At 41.6% G+C, this 16,305-nt stretch carries 15 protein-coding genes; 5 read left to right on the plus strand and 10 right to left on the minus strand.

Going from position 1 to position 16,305, the window contains the following annotated elements; genetic code table 11:
• Window positions 1-171: 171 nt before the first annotated feature.
• The 3 genes from H3U73_RS07475 to H3U73_RS07485 all read left to right on the plus strand — a co-directional run bounded on the left by H3U73_RS07475 (window position 172) and on the right by H3U73_RS07485 (window position 1,656).
• Complete coding sequence (locus H3U73_RS07475; protein ID WP_025329980.1) at window positions 172-555, plus strand: MAPEG family protein; 384 nt, start codon at window positions 172-174, stop codon at window positions 553-555.
• Between the two features lie 54 nt (window positions 556-609).
• Complete coding sequence (locus H3U73_RS07480) at window positions 610-1,029, plus strand: GFA family protein (protein WP_025329979.1); 420 nt, start codon at window positions 610-612, stop codon at window positions 1,027-1,029.
• A gap of 156 nt (window positions 1,030-1,185) precedes the next feature.
• Window positions 1,186-1,656: an ester cyclase gene (locus H3U73_RS07485; protein WP_084550728.1), complete on the plus strand. Its 471-nt coding sequence runs from the start codon at window positions 1,186-1,188 to the stop codon at window positions 1,654-1,656.
• A gap of 120 nt (window positions 1,657-1,776) precedes the next feature.
• On the opposite strand, the gene H3U73_RS07490 is transcribed toward H3U73_RS07485, so the two are convergent.
• The 6 genes from H3U73_RS07490 to H3U73_RS07515 form a co-directional block, all read right to left on the minus strand.
• Window positions 1,777-2,958 carry an acetyl-CoA C-acetyltransferase gene (locus H3U73_RS07490; protein WP_037475498.1) on the minus strand — a complete coding sequence of 394 codons (1,182 nt, stop codon included), beginning with the start codon at window positions 2,956-2,958 and terminating at the stop codon, window positions 1,777-1,779.
• A 30-nt stretch (window positions 2,959-2,988) separates the two neighbouring features.
• Complete coding sequence (locus H3U73_RS07495; RefSeq protein WP_025329976.1) at window positions 2,989-3,654, minus strand: 3-oxoacid CoA-transferase subunit B; 666 nt, start codon at window positions 3,652-3,654, stop codon at window positions 2,989-2,991.
• A 13-nt stretch (window positions 3,655-3,667) separates the two neighbouring features.
• Entirely contained in the window at window positions 3,668-4,321 is a 654-nt protein-coding gene (atoD, locus tag H3U73_RS07500; protein ID WP_025329975.1) for an acetate CoA-transferase subunit alpha, read from the minus strand.
• A 123-nt stretch (window positions 4,322-4,444) separates the two neighbouring features.
• A complete protein-coding gene (locus tag H3U73_RS07505; RefSeq protein ID WP_025329974.1) occupies window positions 4,445-4,747 on the minus strand; it encodes a hypothetical protein in 303 nt (100 codons plus the stop codon).
• A gap of 2 nt (window positions 4,748-4,749) precedes the next feature.
• Window positions 4,750-6,087 carry an acyclic terpene utilization AtuA family protein gene (locus H3U73_RS07510; RefSeq protein WP_084550725.1) on the minus strand — a complete coding sequence of 446 codons (1,338 nt, stop codon included), beginning with the start codon at window positions 6,085-6,087 and terminating at the stop codon, window positions 4,750-4,752.
• Between the two features lie 43 nt (window positions 6,088-6,130).
• A complete protein-coding gene (locus tag H3U73_RS07515) occupies window positions 6,131-7,495 on the minus strand; it encodes a CitMHS family transporter (RefSeq protein ID WP_025329972.1) in 1,365 nt (454 codons plus the stop codon).
• Between the two features lie 235 nt (window positions 7,496-7,730).
• Between H3U73_RS07515 and H3U73_RS07520 the strand changes: the two genes are divergently transcribed.
• Complete coding sequence (locus H3U73_RS07520) at window positions 7,731-8,618, plus strand: LysR family transcriptional regulator (RefSeq protein WP_084550722.1); 888 nt, start codon at window positions 7,731-7,733, stop codon at window positions 8,616-8,618.
• A 22-nt stretch (window positions 8,619-8,640) separates the two neighbouring features.
• Here H3U73_RS07520 and H3U73_RS07525 read toward each other — a convergent pair whose 3' ends face one another.
• Window positions 8,641-8,961, minus strand: coding sequence for a ComEA family DNA-binding protein (locus tag H3U73_RS07525; RefSeq protein WP_244895671.1), 321 nt, complete (start codon window positions 8,959-8,961; stop codon window positions 8,641-8,643).
• Window positions 8,962-9,285: 324 nt separating this feature from the next.
• Here H3U73_RS07525 and tkt point away from each other — a divergent pair, with 324 nt between their 5' ends.
• Window positions 9,286-11,271, plus strand: a complete 1,986-nt coding sequence (tkt, locus tag H3U73_RS07530; RefSeq protein ID WP_084550716.1) for a transketolase — start codon at window positions 9,286-9,288, stop codon at window positions 11,269-11,271.
• 61 nt (window positions 11,272-11,332) lie between these two features.
• On the opposite strand, the gene H3U73_RS07535 is transcribed toward tkt, so the two are convergent.
• The 3 genes from H3U73_RS07535 to H3U73_RS07545 all read right to left on the minus strand — a co-directional run bounded on the left by H3U73_RS07535 (window position 11,333) and on the right by H3U73_RS07545 (window position 16,019).
• Complete coding sequence (locus H3U73_RS07535; RefSeq protein ID WP_084550713.1) at window positions 11,333-12,619, minus strand: MFS transporter; 1,287 nt, start codon at window positions 12,617-12,619, stop codon at window positions 11,333-11,335.
• 40 nt (window positions 12,620-12,659) lie between these two features.
• Window positions 12,660-13,847 carry a M20 aminoacylase family protein gene (locus H3U73_RS07540; protein WP_025329967.1) on the minus strand — a complete coding sequence of 396 codons (1,188 nt, stop codon included), beginning with the start codon at window positions 13,845-13,847 and terminating at the stop codon, window positions 12,660-12,662.
• A 306-nt stretch (window positions 13,848-14,153) separates the two neighbouring features.
• On the minus strand, window positions 14,154-16,019 hold the full coding sequence (locus H3U73_RS07545; RefSeq protein ID WP_198190298.1) for a hypothetical protein: 1,866 nt from the start codon (window positions 16,017-16,019) through the stop codon (window positions 14,154-14,156).
• Window positions 16,020-16,305: the final 286 nt, after the last annotated feature.

Below are 16,305 nucleotides of genomic sequence, written 5' to 3' on the forward strand. Positions count from 1 at the left end.
ACAAACAGATAAAATAGTTATAAATCACAAAAAGCTTGAAAAACTTTAAATTATCTTATAATTTACCCATAGGGTAAAGTCACAGACAGGATAAAACTGCCCGTACTTAACCAGCGCCATCACATAATTTATTTAATTGCAGTACACACATAACTACTGAGGTACAACATTATGACTCTTGCTTACTGGTGTGTTTTAATAGCCATGCTTCTGCCATGGATTGCAGCATCTTATGCTAAGAAAAGTGGTGGATTTAAAGCTGATGATAATCATCAGCCCCGTGAATTTATGGCTAAAGCTCAGGGTAAAGCTGCACGTGCTAATGCTGCACAGCAAAATGGTTACGAAATATTTGCACCTTTCGCTGCTGCGGTCATTATTGCCCATGCAACTGATAACGCTGCCCAGTTCACCATTAACTTCTGGAGCGTATTGTTTATTCTCAGTCGTCTTGGTTATTTTTATTGTTACATTAAAGATAAATCTTTTGCCCGTTCATGTATCTGGGGAGTGGGCGTTATCTGTATCATTGCACTTTACATAGCTGCAATCTGAATACAATACTGGCAAGTAATTTTGATAATTTAATCTGCAATAAAGGGGGAGTATATGAGCAAACAATCAGGTTCATGTCTTTGCGGCAAAGTTAAATTTTCTCTGGAAACAGATAACCACTCACTGAGTGCCTGCCATTGCAGCACCTGCCGCAAATGGAGTGCAGGTCCGCTGATGACGATTATGCATAATGGTAAGATTCAGTTTGAAAATACAGAATTCATCAAAAATTACAATTCATCAGAATGGGCGGAACGCGGATTTTGCTCAGAGTGCGGTACCCATTTGTATTATCACTTAAAAAATAGTGACCAATACTATATAGCTGCATGGACACTTGACCAGCCTGACGCCCTGGATTTCAATCTTCAGGTTTATATTGATAACAAACCGGAATGCTATTCTTTCGCCAATCAGACACATAATCTGACAGAGGCTGATATTCAGCAAATGATAGCAGAGCAGCAGAAATAATCACGGCCGGATTAGCCTATCCAACAGTTCTTATCCGAATAAATAACTATATTGTTTTATTTAGTTTAATTGCGACCATTCAAGCGGTCTGCATTATAGATTAATAACGCATTATAGATAGAGTTTATCTGAATTAAAATAGGAATTGGAGTTGGTATGAATGTAATTAAAAAAAGCTTTTTAATTGGTATTTGTTTGTTGAGTTTCACAGGTGTTGCCGCTGCAAAAGATTTAAAGCATAGAAATATCGCCCAAGAAGAAGAAAATCGTACACTAGTTATCAATTTTTATAATAACTTTTTTAATAAACATCAACTTGCTGAGGCAACAAAAACACTGGCTGAAGATTATAAACAACATAATCCTTATGTCGCTGATGGTAGAACACCTGCGATTACTTATTTCGAAGATTTCTTTAAACAAAATCCGCAATCAAGTGCCATCATAATTCGTTCATCTGTGGAGGGCGATATAGTATGGTTACATGTCCATTCTAAAATCAATGAAGATGATCTTGGTAAAGCAGTAGTTGATATATTCCGAGTTAAAGATGGAAAAATAGTTGAGCATTGGGATGTGATTCAAAATGTACCAGAGCAGGCAGAAAATAATAATACGATGTTTTAATGATTAATCCGACAACTTATAAGCGCCTTAACGGCGCTTTCTTCGTTCAAGCAAAAACAGACTATATATGTTTAATATATAGTCTGTTTTCAATTGGATATTCAGTAAAATTAAACTGTATTACATACGCTCAACAATCATTGCAATACCCTGACCGCCGCCGATACACAGTGTAGCCAGCCCGAACTGAACATCTTTTGCCTGCATACCATATAACAGACTTACCAGAATGCGTGTACCACTGGCTCCAATCGGATGACCAATCGCAATCGCACCACCATGGATATTGGTCTTATCCATATCAAAATGCAATTCGCGGCCTACTCCGAGGAATTGTGCAGCAAAAGCTTCATTTGCCTCAACCAGATCAATATCTGTCAGAGCCAGACCGGCCTTCTGCAAAGCTTTCTGTGTCGCAGGTACAGGTCCCAGCCCCATCAGTGCAGGACTGACACCAGCACTGGCATAACTGCGAATACGTGCCAGAGGCTGTAATCCGAGTTCTTTTGCTTTGCTTTCCGCCATCACCAATACAGCAGCAGCACCATCATTAATTCCTGATGAGTTGCCGGCAGTCACCGTTCCATCGGCACTGAATGCCGGTTTCAATTTAGCCAGTGCTTCAGCAGTTGCCTCTGCCCGCGGATATTCATCACGCGCAAATACAGTCTCACCTTTACGTGACTTAATTGTTACGGGAACAATTTCTGCATCAAATACACCGGCTGCAACCGCCTGCGCAGCCAGCTGTTGAGAACGTAAAGCCAGCTCATCCTGTTCCTGCCGGCTGATCTGATATTTCTGTGCAATATTTTCAGCAGTAATCCCCATATGATAATGATTGGTAGCACAGGTCAGCCCGTCGTGTACCATAGTATCAATTACCTGCTGATTACCCATACGATAGCCCCAGCGTGCACGGCTATCCAGCAGATATGGTGCCCGCGTCATATTTTCCATACCGCCGGCTATCACTACCTCTGCATTCTGCGCAGCAATAGACTGAGCGGCCAGTGCTACCGTTTTTAATCCCGAACCGCATACTTTATTAACAGTATATGCTGGTACACTATCAGCCAGTCCGGCTGCCAGGGCTGCCTGTCGTGCCGGATTCTGTCCCAGCCCGGCCTGCAGCACATTTCCCATCACTACTTCATCAACCAGCCCGCTTTCAACACCGGCACGGTTTAAAGTTTCAGCAATAACCAGCTTACCCAAATCTACCGTACCTACACTGGCCAGCGAACCATTAAAGCTGCCTACAGGTGTACGAGCTGCACTGACAATAACTGCATTTTCCATATTTAACTCCTAAATCTGACTGTTACCAGCCTATAAACCACGCTGGCTGATTGCCATTTCACGGAAATCTTCAGCCACAGTAAATTCAGCCTGAGTTTTAGCCTTAATTGTTTCCAGATCAACGCCTGGTGCATGTTCCAGTAAAACCAGTTGTCCGTCTTTAAAGCCAAACACAGCCAATTCAGTAACAATCAGATTAACTTTGTTTTTTGCTGTTAGCGGCAAAGTACATTCTTTCAGAATCTTGGATTCACCATTTTTAGTACAATGCTCCATACCAATAATAACCCGGCGCGAACCGGTTACCAGATCCATTGCACCACCCATGCCCGGTACCATTTTGCCCGGCACCATCCAGTTTGCCAGATTTGCCTGCTGATCGACTTCCAGACCACCCAACACACAAGCATCAACATGGCCGCCGCGAATCAGTGCAAATGAAAATGCACTGTCAAAAGTACAACCGCCGGCAGCGATACCACATGGCTGACCACCTGCATTCACCAGATTAGGATTGGCTTTTTCAGGGTCCAGTGCAGCCAGACCGAGAAAACCGTTTTCAGACTGCAAAGTAATATGAATATCTTCCGATACATAATTGGCTACCTGAGTTGGCAGACCAATACCCAGATTCACCACATCCCCATCATTGAATTCCAATGCAATTCTGCGTGCAATTAATTCTTTTGCATTCATGGTGACTCTTCCTTTATTCCGGATAAACAATATAATCAACCAGCGCTGCCGGTGTAGTCGCCGCATCAGGTGAAATTTCACCCACTTCAACCACATTGCCTGCTTCAACAATTACCTTTTTCGCAGCCAGAGCAACCAGCGGATTAAAATTCTGAGCAGACAGTTCATACACCAGATTACCCAGCTTATCTGCCGTTTTTGCTTCCACAATGGCCAGATCAGCCTGTAAAGGCAATTCAAGCAGGTATTCCTGTCCGTTTACCGCGATTTTCTGTTTGCCTTCTTCGACAATTGTTCCCAATCCGGTAGGTGTCAGCACACCACCCAAACCTGCGCCGGCAGCACGAATCCGCTCTGCCAGCGTACCCTGCGGTACCAGTTCAACTTCAATCTCACCGGCAATCATTTTCTTACCGGTTTCCGGATTAGTACCGATATGCGAAGTAATAACTTTTTTGACACGATTATTCGTAATCAGCGGGCCGACACCGGTTTCTACAAACGCAGTATCATTTCCAATAATAGTTAAATCCTTAACCCCTGAATCCAGAATAGCCTGTACCAGTCTGGCGGGCGTACCGATTCCCATAAAACCGCCAAACATAATGGTCATTCCATCCCACAGATGATTTTTTACATCCGCTAAACTGAGCTGTTTTGTTTTCATACTCTTCTAACCTGAGATAAACCAAAGACCGGACAAATACATAACAACTGATTTTGTTATAGATCTATGACAATATTTGATTTGCCGGCGATACCCTGAAAAGCACCGCCGGCAAGTGATTAATTACTCAATATCCATATCCAGAATTGCTGCACTCAAACCTTTACCATGCATATCATGTGCCAGCGTACGGGTAACACCACCACCCAAAGCACCATACATAACAAAATTCAGTGCACCGATATTCGGTAATTCATAGCGCACAACATCACCAGTCACGATGTCTGCAAAAAACGCTTTAACCTTTTCTGCAGTCACTGCTGCTTTAATACGTTCATAATCTTCAGGCCGATAAGCAATTACCGAAATATTTGAAGTATTACCTTTATCACCAGTACGAGAGTGTGCAATTTCACGTAACTTCATTATCAAACCTCCAGATAGTCAATACTGGTTGTCACCAGATTACGGGGAATAAATGTTGAATCCATAGCCACAATTTCTTTTACAGATTTCATAGCACCGCCACCGCCGGCCGGACCATTGGTATATAAAGCTTCAACTTCATTACCCACAACTGCTGCCGCAGCTTTAGTTGCGAAACGTCCGGCTACACGCACACGAACTTCATACGGCTGGCTGCTCTGTGACAAAGTTGCACCGTGCAGTGAATCGATACCAATCAGATCAAAACGCACCTCTTGTGGTTCTGCATGTGCGATTTCAAACCGCTCTTTTACGATGGCCAGTGCCAGACGACCGCGCTCTACCGCTCCCGGACCGGCATAGCTCATCTCACCTTCACCAATAAAACCATCTTCATAACCTACAGAGACCTTCAGCGTCTCAGGACGGGCACGACCTGTACCACCAGTAACTGCAACACGGTCTTTACCTACTTGTGTAAAGGTTACCTGCGTGAAATCTGCGGTGACATCCGGTGTTTTATATTCATCCGGGCGATGAATTTCATACAGCATCTGTTCCTTACAGGTATCAGGAGTAACCATGCCGCCAGAGCTTTCAACTTTAGTAATTACTGCATCACCATCGGCACTGATTTCGGCAATCGGAAAGCCCAGACGTGCCAGATCAGGTACATCGCGGTAACCCGGATCAGCAAAATAACCACCAGTGATCTGGCCGGCACATTCAAGCAAGTGTCCCAGAATAGTGCCCTTACCCAGATGTTCCCAATCTTCTGCATCCCATTTAAACTCATGCATCATGATTGACAGGAACAGAGACGGGTCAGAAACACGGCCGGCAATAACAATATCAGCACCATTGTCCAGCGCCTGTACCATTGGTTCAGCGCCGATATAAGCATTGGCTGAAACAATTTTCTTACCGCATTGTGAAACCGGTTTTTGCAGCTCATCCAGTGGCAGATCCTGCTGCATAACCTGTTCGTAAACATCATCGCCTTCAATAATGGCAATTTTCAGATTTTTTGCGCCCAGAGAACGTGCGATTTCGGCAGTTACTTTGGCTGCTGCACGCGGATTGGCAGAACCCATATTAGTAACAATCTTGATTCCCTTTTCCAGACAGGCCGGTAATACTGCCTGCATACGCGCTGCCAGTAATTCATTAAAACCGGTTTCCGGATTATGCTTTTTCTGGCGCTGACCGATAGCAATCGTGCGTTCAGCCAGACATTCAAATACCAGATACTGAATATCCCCTTTTTCCGCCAGCTCTACAGCCGGCTCAATCCGGTCACCACCATATCCGGCACCACAACCAATTCTGATTTTTTTCATATGTCATACCCTTTTTACATTCAACAACTTAAAAACAACCTGTTTATATCGGGAATACTCCGAATAACATCGCGCCTACAGCCATCACGATAGAAGCCAGCCAAAGTATCGGAATAGAGAATTTCTGATGGTCAGCCAAATCAACGCCGGACAGACTGCACAACAGGAAGGTAGCCGGAGTCAGCGGACTAACCGGGAAACCAGTAGTCATCTGTCCAAGTAAAGAAGCCTGAGCCACCTGAATAGGCGGGAAACCACCAATATTGGCCACCACCGGCATAATGCCGAAATAATAGGAGTCAGGGTCAAACACCAGACTCAGCGGCATTGCTACCAGACTGACAATAAACGGAATATGAGAAGACAAACTGTCAGGTACAAAATGACCGGCTGAATTTGCCATAGCTTTGAGCATACCGGATTCACCCATAATGCCTGTGAACACACCGGCAGCAAACAAAATAGATGCCATCATCAGCGCGCCCTTAGCATGAGCATTAATCCGTGCAGATTGTTCAGCAGGCTTGCGGTAATTTAATGTCAGCGCAATACAGCAGGCCACCATAAAAATAACCACTGGTGATATTTTTGTGGCTACCATACCCGTAATTACCAGAATCACCAGAGTAATATTCGCCCAGAATAAATGTGGACGACGCAGCTTTTGCTCTTCTTCGGTTAATTCTTTTGGCGCAAAATGTGTTGCTGTTTCTTCATTTTCACCACCGATTACCGCACCAGCACCAGCTCCGGCCAGACCTAAGCGTTTTTCTTCTTTGCGTCCCCAGTACCAGCCCATAAACACCATAAACGCCAGCCCGCAAATCTGCGCCGGAATCAGTGGCGTAAACAGATCATGTGTAGATACCTCCAGTGCTGCGGAAGCACGAATCATCGGTCCGGTCCATGGCAGGAAATTTACACCGGCACTCAGTGCTGTAATCCCGGCAAGAATTCGCTTATCAATACCAAGTTTGTTATATAAAGGCAGCATGGCCGGTACTGTAATCAGAAATGTCACTGCTCCGTTACCATCCAGATGCGCAATCAGTGCCAGAACACCAGTACCAATAATAATTCTCTTGGGATTAGTACCTACCACCTTCAGAATCTTGGCAATAATCGGATCAAACATCCCGGCATCACTTACCACACCGAAGAAAATAATGGCAAACACAAACATCGCTGCCATAGGTGCCAGTTTGGATATTCCTGTCACCACCATTTTTGGTATAACGGTGTAATGAGGTACTACATCCAGACTACCCTGAAACAACGGTACGATATATAGTGCGATTACAGCCCCTAGAATAGGAATAATAATCAAAGCGACTATCGGCGATAACCGCTTGCTCATAATGCAAAATAGCAAAGTTGCAATAGTTAATATGCCTACTAAAGCCAGCATAAGAATCCCCTTTTTGGGTTATTATTAAAAAAGAATAAATGAATAAATATTTAAGAAAGCCTTTGCATTCTCACCATAACGACACACCCTGTCTAATCGATAATAAAAATCGATTAATAAACAAATTCGATAAATCCGGCAGCATATGAAAAATTTGATAAAACTCAATATGTATTAACGCTAAATATGCTATTGTAGATAGCAATATGGATTTAAATACGGCAAATAATGCTATATGAATATATCAATCAAGCAGATAAAAGCCTTTCTGGCGCTGGTAGAAGAAGATAACTTCACCCGTGCAGCTCAGAAGATCCATTTGTCTCAGCCTGCATTTAGTAGTCTGATTGCCAATTTGGAACAGGAAATCGGCTATCGCCTGTTTGACAGAGATACCCGTAAAGTTCAGCTTAATGAAGACGGAATCCACTTCATCAAACTGGCACGTGAACTCATGTTTGCCTATGAGCGAACTACCAAAGAAATCCGCTCACATGCCAATAATCATAAAGAAAAACTGGTACTGGCAGTTATGCCGTCTATCGTCGTGCAATGGGTTTCACAGCTGCTGGCTACTTTTCATCATAAACATGCCAATGTCAAAGTTGAATTACTCGATACTCAATGGGATCTGTGTCTGCAAGCACTATTACAAGGACATGCAGAACTGGCATTAACCGCAAAATCCCCCTCTCTGACTGAAATTTCTGCCGAGTTTCTTTTTTCAGATAAGTTCCATCTCATATGTCATATCAATCACCCACTGGCCAGCAAAGCAGATATTGAATTAAAAGATTTACTTGAATATGGCATGATCGGATTTACTAAAGGTACCAGCATCCGCCATTACGTTGATAAAATTGTAGATTTGTTTGGAATGAATTATGTAGTTGAAGTTAGCCAGCTCACCACCATGATGGGACTGGTAGCGGCTAATTACGGCATTGGCATAGTACCAAGATTAACATTATTTCAATTTGAACATAAAAATCTTGTAGTCAGAGAGGTCAGAGACATGAATCTGGAACGTTCCATTTATCTGATCAAGCATAAAGAACGCAAACTGTCACCGCAGGCCGAAAATTTTTATCATCATATTAAAGCCAATATATTCAGTGATTAATTATATGTAACCTTAACTAATATTATCTGGATACAGCAGTAGCGGGTACGGCTCGACGGTATTTTGCATCCGGTATATTTGAACTAACCGTTACACCGCTGACACTAATATCATTTTGCAATTTCTCATAAGTCGCTTTACCAATACCTTTAACACGCATAATGTCTTTTGTAGAACGAAAAGGACCGTGTGCATTGCGATAATCAATTATTGCCTGTGCTTTAACTGCACCAATATGCGGTAATGATTGCAACTGCTGTGAAGAAGCAGTATTAATATTAACAGCAGCCCACACCGAAGCCATAGCAAACAACAGTACCAAAATCATACCAATCTTTTGCACTCTGTATTCTCCTTTGATTGATAAAGTTACCTGATCAAATCATACCTATGAATTGACAATAGCATAAAATATAAGATTAATTTATGCAATCATTATTTTATTTACTGAAAATACGATATTTTTAATCATTTCCAGCATATACCTCAGCTTAATTAATCAACCGTTTCAAACCATCAGAATCAGACAAAAAACAGTCTTTCCTTGAAAGGTTTGTGCAGATTCAGGATAATTCGCACTGGATACCTTTGTCTCTTGCGGCGGAGTACAGTCCATTAACTCACATCGCTATTGCAACCAGCAATCCCCTCATCAAAAGGCAACTTCATGGCTTCACATCTCGCTAATGCTATTCGCTTCCTGGCAATGGACGCAATTGAACAGGCTAACTCAGGGCATCCGGGCGCACCAATGGGTATGGCCGAAATGGCTACTGTAGTGTGGCGCGAATTCCTGCAACACAACCCAGCTAACCCCAAGTTTTACAACCGCGACCGTTTCATCCTTTCGAACGGACACGCGTCCATGCTGCTGTATAGTCTGCTGCATCTGAGCGGTTACAATCTCAGTATTGAAGATCTGAAAAATTTTCGCCAGCTGCACAGCAAAACCCCGGGACATCCAGAATACGGCTACACTGATGGTGTAGAAACCACAACCGGACCACTTGGACAAGGAATTGGTAATGCCGTTGGTATGGCACTAGCAGAAAAAATTCTGGCTGCCCGATTTAATAAACCGGGCTTGAATATTGTTGATCACCATACTTACGTATTTGTCGGCGATGGCTGTCTGATGGAAGGAATATCCCATGAAGTATGTTCACTGGCCGGCACGCTTAAATTGGGCAAACTCATTGTTCTGTATGATGACAACAACATCTCAATTGATGGCAAAGTAGACAATTGGTTCAGCGAAAACATTCCTGAACGCTTTACCTCTTACGGCTGGCACACAGTTGCCAATGTAGACGGCCATGATGAAACCGCTATCCGCGCAGCCATTACCGCAGCAAAAGCCGAAACCGAGAAACCATCGATTATCTGCTGTAAAACTAGAATCGGCAAAGGTGCCGCTAACAAAGAAGGTAGCCATAAAACCCATGGCGCACCATTAGGTGCCGAAGAAATTGCCGCTACCCGCGCTGCTCTGAACTGGACACATGAACCATTTACCATTCCGCAGAAAATCTATGACGACTGGAGTGCAGTTAAAGCCGGTACTCAACTGGAACAGCAGTGGCAAAATCTGTTTAATCGGTATCAGCAACAATACCCTGTTGAAGCAGCTGAATTTATCCGCCGCATGGACGGTAAACTGCCGGAAAATTTTGAAGAACACGTTCAAAATGCATTAAATGAAGTATGCAGCAAAGCTGAAAAAGTGGCCACCCGCAAAGCCAGTCAGAACAGCATCGAAATTCTGGCACAAATTCTACCTGAATTTGTAGGCGGATCTGCAGATCTTACCCCCTCAAACCTGACCGACTGGTCTGGCAGTACTGCCGTGACAGCCACCAGTGGCGGCAATTACATCCATTATGGCGTACGAGAATTTGGTATGGCAGCCATTATGAATGGTTTGAGCCTGCACGGTGGTATCAAACCATTCGGAGCTACTTTCCTGATGTTCAGTGAATACGCCCGTAATGCTTTGCGCATGGCTGCACTAATGAAAATCAACCCGATATTTGTATTCACACATGATTCTATCGGCTTGGGAGAAGATGGTCCGACACACCAGCCGATTGAACAAATTGCCACCCTGCGTCTGATTCCGAACATGAGTGTATGGCGACCGTGTGACAGTGCCGAATCACTGATAGCGTGGGCAGATGCCGCCGCAGCAACCAATCACCCCAGTTGCCTGATATTCAGCCGTCAGGGGTTACCATTTATGCCACGGGATAACCAGCAGCTAGCCAATATCCGTCGTGGCGGTTATGTACTGAAAGCACCCGATACAAAGGCTGCACAGGCGGTACTTATTGCCACAGGATCTGAAGTGGAGCTGGCTATCAATGCTCAGAGCAAATTAGCTGAACAAGGTATTGCCACAACAGTTGTATCTATGCCTAATACCCATATTTTTGATCAGCAGGATCAAGCCTACCGTGACAGCGTCTTACCTGCTCATCTGCCTCGTATTGCCATTGAAGCCGGTGTCAGTGATTCATGGTATAAATACGTGGGTACGAATGGTGCCATTATTGGTATTAATCGTTTTGGTGAATCCGCACCAGCTGAGAAACTCTTTCAGGAATTTGGTTTCACTATCGAACAGGTTGTTGAAGTAGTGAAAAATATCATTTAAATGAGCATATAAAAAAAACGCCGGCATTGTTTGCCGGCATTTTTATATCATTATGATAGATTTAATCTTTTACATTTATATGACGTGTTTCCGGCATCATCAGAATAGCTATTACAGATAATAAACTGGTACCTGCTACATAATAAGCCGGCGATACTGCACCAAAATGCCTGATCAGCCAGGTAATCACAAATTGTGCCGTACCACCAAACAAAGTTATACTAATAGCATAAATTAGTGATACAGCGGTTGCGCGTAGTTTAAACGGTATCATTTCCGGAATAGCCACTAAACTACTGGCGCCGCTCATCCCTGTTAACAACGTTACCATCATTGTTACCAGCAACAGCATCGCCACACTTTCAGTTTTTACCAACAGATAAAACATCGGCACAATCAGCAACATTAAAGCCACCCGTGGCCATAATATAATACTTTTACGACCATATTTATCAGCCAGCATACCTGCCAGTAATGAAAACACAAACATCATCAACCCACCCGAAGTAGTGCAGATTTGCGCAATATTTGGCTTAAGTTTAAACGTATCGATAGCAAAAGTAGTCATATAATTACCTACCTGAGCGGTAATAGCCGTCGACATCAGCACCATAACTCCCAGTATCACCTCGTTCCTATAACGGGAAAATATGATTTTTATCATCTGAGTACCACTGTGATGAGTCGGTTCTTCCAGTGTTTCCGGTAAGGCTCGGCGAATATACAGAGCAATCGGAATTAATACCAGACTTATCAGAAAAGGGATGCGCCAGCCCCATGCATTCAACTGTTCCAGAGTCAGAATACTGGAAACAGTAAAACCAACCAAACCACCAACCACTACCGCAATTCCCTGACTGGCCATTTGCCAGCTGGCATAAAAAGCACGTTTATCTGGCGGAGCAGATTCAATCAGCATTGCTGAAGCCGGACCTACTTCTCCACCTAAAGCCAGCCCCTGAACCATACGTGCAATAACCACAATAATAGGAGCTGCAATCCCGATCACCTCATAGCTGGGTGTAACAGCCAGTCCCAGTGTTCCCAGCGTGATTAATGCCACAGTCAGCATCATCGCTGCCCGACGACCTTTTTTGTCTGCATAGGCACCAATAAGTAAACCACCCAACGGTCGCGTAAAAAAACCGACACCATATACAGCTACTGCAGCAAGCAAACTGGTGTATTTATCATTATTGGTTGAGGGAAAAAATGATTGCGCAATATACACTGCAAAAAATGAATAAATAATAAAATCATAAAATTCCAGTGCATTCCCTGCCACCGCCGCCGCAATCGCTTTCGCCGGTGGCTTATTATGCTCTATAGCTACTTGTCCTGTATTCATATCATTACTCCAATTATTTTATTAAATATTCAAATCTGATTTATTTTAAAAAGCGCTCAGCCAGTGCTACCCAGTATGTCGCACCAATAGCTATATTTTTATCATTGAAATCATAATAAGGATTATGCAAATCAAAACCCGAAGCAGCATCCACCTCTTTCAGACCATTACCAATAAACAAATAACTTCCCGGACATTTTTCCAGCATAAATGCAAAATCTTCACTTCCGGCCATTGGTTCAGTCTGATCGACAATATTTTCTTCCGCTACCACTTCACGTGCAACCTGGCGCGCAAACTGAGTTTCTTTACTGGTATTAAATACAGGAGCATATCCATGCTGATAATCCACTTCAGCCACAACATTAAAGCTTTGTGCCTGAGCCTGAGCGATTGCCACAATACGTTGCTGTAACAGCTTACGTACTTCAGGCTTGAAGCAACGCACAGTCAGTTTTAACTCAGCTTGCTCCGGAATCACATTATTTGCCACACCGGCATGAAACATACCTACGGTAACCACAGCCGAATCCAGCGGACTGACATTGCGTGACACAATTGTCTGTAAAGCCATTACGATAGAAGAAGCAGCCACAATCGGATCATGCGTATTGTGCGGTTTCGCGCCATGCCCGCCTACACCTTTTATTGTAATAGTGGCCACATCAGATGAAGCCATCATCCAGCCATCATAAAAATGTAACTGTCCCTGCGGATAACCCGGCATATTATGCATACCATATACGGCATCACACGGATATTTTTCAAACAGACCATCAGCAATCATCCGCATAGCACCACTACCAGATTTGCCATATTCCTCCGCCGGCTGAAAAATCAGATTTAATGTACCATTAAACGATTTTCTGCTGGCTAATACCTTAGCCGCAGCCAGTAGCATTACAGTATGTCCATCATGGCCACATGCATGCATTTTGCCTGTATGCTGGCTTGTATGCGCAACACCACTTTCTTCAGTGATCGGCAATGCATCCATATCAGCCCGGATACCAATACGTCTGTCACCATTTCCGGCTTGAAGTTGTGCTACCAGACCAGTACCACCAATACCCCGTTCAACTTTATATCCCCACTGCTCCAGCAAACCGGCAACTTTATCGCTGGTTCGATTTTCTGCAAAAGCCAATTCAGGGTGTTGATGAATATCATGACGCAGCTGAACAAAAGTACTTAACTCAGCTTCAATCAGCTCATGAATCTCTTTCATAAACATACCTTTACATTTTTAATGAATTAAGAAGACTATAGCTTAACAAACAAAATTATTATTGACAAAACAAAATAATTTAATACATTGTCTTATAAGATTAATTTTTTAAGTATATTTAAAACAAAATAGGAATAATAAAAACCAGTTATTTATATAGCCCAAAAAAGTTTTCAATATTAATCTGTTTTGTCTCTTTTACATTAAAAAATCTAAACACCCGTCTGATGACAGAAAAAAAAATGCACTTTTAGAAATTTAAAGTGCATTTTTATATTTAGAAAAGTTATTTAATTAAACCCTGATTTAAAATATTTTTAACTCAAGTTTTAATCTTTCTTTAACTTTACCATTAAAAAACAATAAAGTTATCAACCCCATTATTGCCAATATAGGTAAAAACCATAAATATCGCCAAGTTACCGGAAAATAACTCAGACGTAACACTCCATTAAAATCAGACGGTACGGAAACCTGTACCAATGAACCTGAACTATCTGCAGTAACAGATAATATATGATCATCAATCTTAGCAGAATAACCATACCACCATAAACGCGGGAATATCAGAGTAATATTATCTTTATGCTCTGGAATCTGAACCCAATCTGTATTATTTTCGTGTTTCACAATTCTGACACCAGCTATATCAGGATAAACAAAGGGAGAATTATTTTCCCACCCTTTTGTCAGAGTAAATGGTAACGATACATACAAATCATTACGGCTATCTGCTGATTGAACTTCACTATATCCGCACTGCTTAAACTGATGACTAAAGGCAGCATAATCATCCTTATTAACGATAATAGTGCTAATCCGCATCAACACTGCCTGACAAACATTGAATCCTTTTGCACTCTGTAAAATATTCTCCAATGCCTGTTTAGATGTAAAAATACCATGTGCAGACTGATTAACCGGTAATATTTTCTCGAGTCTTTTACTACCTACAGGAGAATAACCATTTATTGATTTAATATCATAAAAACCGAACTGAGCTGAAGCAATATCATTTAATTGCCGGGTTTGTTTTAAATAAATATTTAATGGAAGAGACAAAACATAACCTTGTAAATTAACATTATCTGGTAACTGAATACGTTCAGCTAATTCAGTCTGACGCTGATAAGAACCGCCTAATGTAGGTAATCCGTTAAGGAACAATAATAAAATTAATAAAGTTAAGCCTATCATCCCGTATGAACTTTTTCTCTCTATTATTTTCGGGCTCAATATAAGCAGCCAGACAGAAAAAATTTGCAATACAATATAAAACGGATGAAGATTCCAGGAATTAAAAAACACCAGACAAAATACAAATAGAATAACTAAAAAATATTTTTTATTAAAATTAACTAATATACTTTTTTTAAAATTAAATAAATCATGTTCAAGTAAAAACAGCATCAACACTAAACTCAGAATCAATGTTAATGTATCAAAGCCCGCATAAGCTGGTAAAAATAAAAAAAATCCACCTAAGATAATATATAAAGAAATATAAATTTTTTTATTTAATATTATCTTTTTACCTTGGATAATATGTGCATACTGTAAAATATAGAATACAGCCAGACAGATAAAAAAAGAAATAAAGGGTAAAAATCGAAATGGCCAGCGCAAAGGGCCAAACTGGGATGGCATTTGTGATAAAAGAAAAAATATTATAATTAATGTGGAAAACCATTTCAGAATATTATCTCGTTGCCAAAGTTCTTTGATATTTCGGTAAAAAAATACCATAGGTAAAAATAAAGTAGAAAAACCCAAAGGTACTAACACCAGCCTATAGCTGATATAAGTCATATAATCATAAAAAGTAGGAAAAAAACCCAGAATAATAGTAGACCATGAAGGAATAAAAGTTCTGAGTGAACTATCAAATCCACTTACGCGATTAGTTAAATCATGCGAAAAAATATATTCGGAATAAATTGGGAAAGAAAAAATAAGTGCCAGAATAGCCGGAATACTCAAGTAAACAACTTTATTTAATTTACCTGATTGTTTAAATTCAAAAACCAGAGTTATTCCGACAAACACAGCATAACCTATTACTCCATGTGGCCAGCCGGAAGAAAGCAAAAAAATAACTGATATAAAGTTTAGAATAATATTGATTTTAGAGTAATTTTTTTTAAGTAATAAAAATGTGGCAATAGACACCATTGCCCAAGCCTGTCCGTTTGCTGCATTCCACCAGGCACCCAGATACTGATAAAGAAAGACCGGCTGAATAACTGTAAATGCGGCCAGTGTATAAGCATAACATTTATGTAATCTGAATACTCTGGCAATAACCAAAGAAGATAGCGAAACCAATACGATATTTATAAAAGCCAGTATCCAGCCAGATAACAGAATATGATGAAAACGAGAAGTAATAAGAGAAACCAGAATATTCTGAGGTAAAAATATACCTTTACCTAAATCAATCATCTCATTACCACCGATA

It is taken from the genome of Snodgrassella sp. W8124 (assembly GCF_016100875.1).
GTDB classification, from domain to species: domain Bacteria; phylum Pseudomonadota; class Gammaproteobacteria; order Burkholderiales; family Neisseriaceae; genus Snodgrassella; species Snodgrassella alvi.